The sequence below is a fragment of the Microcystis sp. M53602_WE12 genome, from assembly GCF_030065455.1.
Lineage (GTDB): Bacteria > Cyanobacteriota > Cyanobacteriia > Cyanobacteriales > Microcystaceae > Microcystis > Microcystis aeruginosa.
In genome coordinates this window covers 1-4,760 of sequence record NZ_JASJFB010000412.1, presented here as the reverse complement: position 1 = coordinate 4,760, position 4,760 = coordinate 1, and the positions used below count along the sequence as shown (strand labels likewise).

3 protein-coding genes are annotated in these 4,760 nt (G+C 44.9%); all 3 read left to right on the top strand.

Annotated features, from left to right (window positions below; all coding sequences use genetic code 11):
* The first annotated feature begins 768 nt into the window (after window positions 1–768).
* The 3 genes from PX482_RS13990 (at window position 769) to PX482_RS13980 (ending at window position 4,395) form a co-directional block, all read left to right on the top strand.
* Entirely contained in the window at window positions 769–1,518 is a 750-nt protein-coding gene (locus PX482_RS13990) for a septal ring lytic transglycosylase RlpA family protein (protein ID WP_004159324.1), read from the top strand.
* Window positions 1,519–1,907: 389 nt separating this feature from the next.
* Window positions 1,908–2,609: an ABC transporter ATP-binding protein gene (locus PX482_RS13985; RefSeq protein ID WP_147069183.1), complete on the top strand. Its 702-nt coding sequence runs from the start codon at window positions 1,908–1,910 to the stop codon at window positions 2,607–2,609.
* A 124-nt stretch (window positions 2,610–2,733) separates the two neighbouring features.
* Window positions 2,734–4,395: an NAD(P)H-quinone oxidoreductase subunit 4 gene (locus PX482_RS13980; protein ID WP_004159322.1), complete on the top strand. Its 1,662-nt coding sequence runs from the start codon at window positions 2,734–2,736 to the stop codon at window positions 4,393–4,395.
* Window positions 4,396–4,760 lie beyond the last annotated feature (365 nt).

Below are 4,760 nucleotides of genomic sequence, written 5' to 3'. Positions count from 1 at the left end.
TTCCCCCGATCCCCGCAATGGCTGGCACTTTTTGAGGGGAAAAAAGTCCAAAAGTCTTATCCAACAAGGTTTTTAGATTTATTCAGCAGACCCTAGATAGGGTTTGCCGAAAAAGCTTTTCGTGGGGTTAGGAGTCGGGCCGGATGAAAAAATTTTCACCCCCACAGATGAAAGAGGTTTCTTTCCCCACTTCCCCACTTCCCCACTTCCCTATCCCTTTTAAAGAGGATTTAGTATTAGCATCCATTAACATTTCTGATTTTATAGTTAAGTTTGGCTAATAACAGCTTATTTTTAGTTCTTTGTCAAGCCCCTATTATAATTTTTAATCTCTGACCTTTAACCCGATTTGACATTTATCTTAAAAATCTGGTTTTTTGTAGCAAAGATAACAGTTTTATTAACCATTATCTGCATCGATAGAGAGAAATCGAGGAGGGCTGATAATCCTTGAAAGCCTTGTCAATACTAGCATTATTCCCCCTCGAAATTTCCCTAATTCCCTAAGTTTTCCTAACCTTGATCCCCTCTAGGACACAAAAAATTAAAAACCCTTCATCTTAACTTGGTTTTTAGCGCCAGTCAACCCTTTATTTAAATTTTTGATTCTCTTGCCCGATAACGATATAAATTCTCGTAATGACCAACCGATTTTCCGTGATACGGTTGAACAGAAAGCAACCAAGTTAGCTCTGCAAGCACAAAGGAATGTTAGCAAGTTCCTTCAGCTTTGCATTGGGAACTTGCTAACGCACAATAAGAAAGTCTATGAATAAACAATTGGTCAACAAACTACAAGCTGTAACTGCCCTTACCGTAGTGGGGACTACAGCCTCGATAATTTGTTCCCAGACAGCAGGACACAGCAACAGCCTGACGGACATTAGCTTAGGTCGTCAAACTGTTATCGAGTCCACTTCTCAAACCATTCTGTCCGCTTTTTCTAATAGTCGAACAACTGATTCAGATATTAAAGTATCACGTTCGGTTCAAGATAATGCTAACGAAATTCTAAAAACTTTGGAGTCCCTAGTGGACAAAGAAAATACCGTCCCTGCAAGCGTTACACCCCAGACCCAAGAGGCCATTCCTTCGACGGGACAACCCCAATCACAACCCAATCAAGTCAAGCCGGCCCCGGCTAATGCCCCAGCCAGCAATCCTGCCTCAGTGACACCAGCAGAGAAGCCGAAAACAAGCCCAGCGGTAAAAACCAGCAGTCGCCCCCGTAAAAAGGGAATGGCCTCTTGGTATGGTCCTGGTTTCCACGGTCGTCGCACCGCTAGTGGTGAGACTTTTAACTCTAGTAGTTTAACCGCCGCCCATCGCTATCTACCTTTCGGCACCAAGGTTAGGGTAACTAATCTGCGTAACGGGCGCTCGGTGGTGGTGCGAATTAACGATCGCGGTCCGTTTAGCGGTGGTCGCGTCATCGATCTCTCCAGAGGTGCGGCAGCGATTATCGGTGTTTTCCAATCGGGAGTTGCCCCAGTTGTCTTGGAAGTTTTAGGCAGATAATCAGTTATCAGTTATCAGTAAACAGTTATCAGTAAACAGTAAGCAGTGAAAAGACAGCACTGTTAATGCTACTCAATACCCCTCACTCAATAATGCGTCTTGGAAAATTCAGTACAAATGATCGGGATTCCTCCTTATCCCTGACTTGAAAGAGGGTGTAGGGTGTGGGGTGTGGGGTGTAGGGAAGGAAACCTCTTTCATCTGTGGGGGTGAAAATTTTTTCATCGGGACTGACTAAAAACTCACATCTGATCAGTGATCACTGGTAACTGATAACTGATCACTGGTAACTGATAACTGATCACTGGTAACTGATAACTGATCACTGGTAACTGATAACTGATCACTGGTAACTGCTATAGTGATCCTATTGGGATTTGACTGGGTTTATGTTAGAAATTAGCGATTTATCGGTTAATTATGGCGGAATAAAGGCATTACAGCAGGTTAGCTTAAGGGTAGAAAAGGGGGAAATTGTCACCCTGATTGGAGCGAACGGAGCAGGAAAAACGACGACTCTAAAGACGATATCTCGGATTTTAACGGCAAAGACGGGGCGAATAATTTATCAAGGTCAAGATATTACCCATTTACCACCCCATGAAATCGTTAAGCGGGGAATTGCCCATAGTCCGGAAGGGAGAAGAATCTTAGCTCGTCAAACAGTCTTGACAAATTTGCAGTTAGGTGCTTATACGAGAAGCGATCGCCTAGGAGTAAAAAGCGATATCGAAGAGCAGTTGCAACTGTTTCCCCGACTATCGGAGCGCCGAGAGCAGTTAGCGGGAACCCTAAGCGGTGGGGAACAGCAGATGCTGGCGATTGCCAGAGCTTTAATGAGTCGTCCCAAGTTATTGTTACTAGACGAACCCAGTTTAGGACTAGCGCCGCAGATAGTGCGAGAAATCTTCAGTATTATCCGTCAATTAAACGAATCGGGAGTAACTATCCTGTTAGTGGAACAAAACGCCAATTTAGCCCTAGAAACTGCCAATCGCGGCTATGTTTTGGAAGCGGGACGCTTGACTATCGCAGGAGAAGCCGGGGATTTACTCAGGGATGAGCGGGTCAAACAAGCTTATTTGGGTTAATCGATGATGATGCGCCAATTATAGATAAAAGCCTATGGTAAAGGTAGGCCAAAAAATATTCACAAAATTTTACAAAGTCGCATAAAATGAACACATAACGAAATAGGTATTTTTTCTTACTGCCATGCTAACGGCTAACTTCCCCTGGCTCACTGCCATCATTTTGCTCCCCTTGCTTGCCTCCTTCCTGATCCCTGTAATCCCCGACAAAGAAGGAAAAACTGTTCGTTGGTTCGCTCTTGGAGTCGGACTAGCAGACTTTGTTTTAATGTGCTACGTCTTTTTACAAAAATATGATTTAAGCAACCCCAACCTACAATTAGTGGAAAAAATCGATTGGGTTCCCCAAATTGGTTTAAGCTGGGCGGTGTCGGTGGATGGTATCTCGGCACCGTTAGTTTTATTAGCAGGATTGGTGACAACCCTTTCTATCTTGGCCGCATGGCAAGTGGACCGCAAACCCCGTTTATTCTACTTCCTGATGCTGTTGCTCTACGCCGCTCAGATTGGTGTTTTCGTCGCCCAAGACTTATTATTATTCTTTTTAATGTGGGAAATCGAGTTAATTCCCGTTTATCTACTCGTTTCCATCTGGGGTGGTCAAAAACGTCGTTATGCCGCCACTAAATTCTTACTCTACACCGCCGCCGCTTCTATCTTCATCCTCGTTGCCGGTCTAGCCATGGCCCTTTACGGTGGTGGTGCAATGACCTTTGATATGGCGGAATTAGGATTTAAAGATTATCCCCTCGCTTTAGAATTAGTCCTTTACGCTGGTTTATTAATCGCTTTCGGGGTCAAACTCGCCATCTTCCCCCTCCATACTTGGCTCCCCGATGCTCACGGTGAAGCTTCTGCACCTGTATCGATGATTCTCGCTGGTGTTCTCCTCAAAATGGGTGGTTATGGTTTAATCCGTCTTAATATGGGGCTTCTACCCGATGCACACATCTACTTTGCCCCGATTCTAGCGATTCTCGGTGTCGTTAATATTATCTACGGTGCTTTCGCTTCCTTCGGTCAACAAAACATGAAACGCCGTCTCGCTTATTCCTCGGTTTCACACATGGGATTCGTCCTTTTAGGGATTGCTTCCTTTACCGATGTGGGTATTAGCGGCGCTATGTTACAAATGCTCTCCCATGGTTTAATTGCCGCCGTCTTATTCTTCCTTGCTGGTGTCACCTACGACCGCACCCATACCTTAGCTTTAAACGAGATGGGTGGGATTGCCCAAGCGATGCCGAAAGTCTTCGCTCTCTTTACTGCCGGCGCCATGGCTTCCCTAGCGTTACCCGGAATGAGCGGTTTTGCCAGTGAAATTACTGTATTCATCGGTGTCACTAGCAGTGACGTTTATAGCCAAACCTTCCGGGTTGTGACTGTCTTCCTCGCTTCCGTTGGTTTAATCCTCACCCCGATTTATCTACTCTCCATGCTTCGTCAAGTTTTCTACGGAGATGGTTCTTCCTGCGATATTACTAACATTCTCCCCAACAAAAGTAACGAACAGGCAGTTTGTTTTGGTACTAGCTGTGTCCTCCCTCATGAATCAGAATATAGTGACGCTAAACCCAGAGAAATCTTTATCGCTGTCTCTTTCCTCGCTTTGATTGTCGCTATCGGTTTCTATCCCCAACTGGCTACCCGTATCTACGATGTGAAAACGGTGGCAGTTAACTCGGAAGTGCGTCAAGCTTACACAGAAATCGCCGCTACTCGTCAAAATATCTACGCTGAAACTCAACCGGACGTAAGCGCCAAGGTTGCCAGTATATTCCAATAAATTGGCAAGTCTAAAGTGAATAGGTTATCGGGAGTGGAAATTCTGCTCCTGATTTTTTTTGGCGAGGAGATAATTAATTAGGGTTGGCTGAATAAATGTGAAATATAGACGAGGTAAGGGTTTTAGGGGTCTATTTCGCAAAACAAGTGCAAGATTTTCAGAGAATCGTGGTCTTGTAGGGGCGAAGCATTCGGGCATAACCTATCGCTGAAACCGTAGATTTCCTATCCGAATGCTTCGCCCCTACTTTTTCAGCAAACCCTACATAGGGTTTGCTGAAAAAGTTTTTCCTGGGGGCAGGGTGTAGGGTGTGGGGTGTGGGGTGTAGGGTTTTACCGATTTTGAGGGGGTCAATTACCTAATTT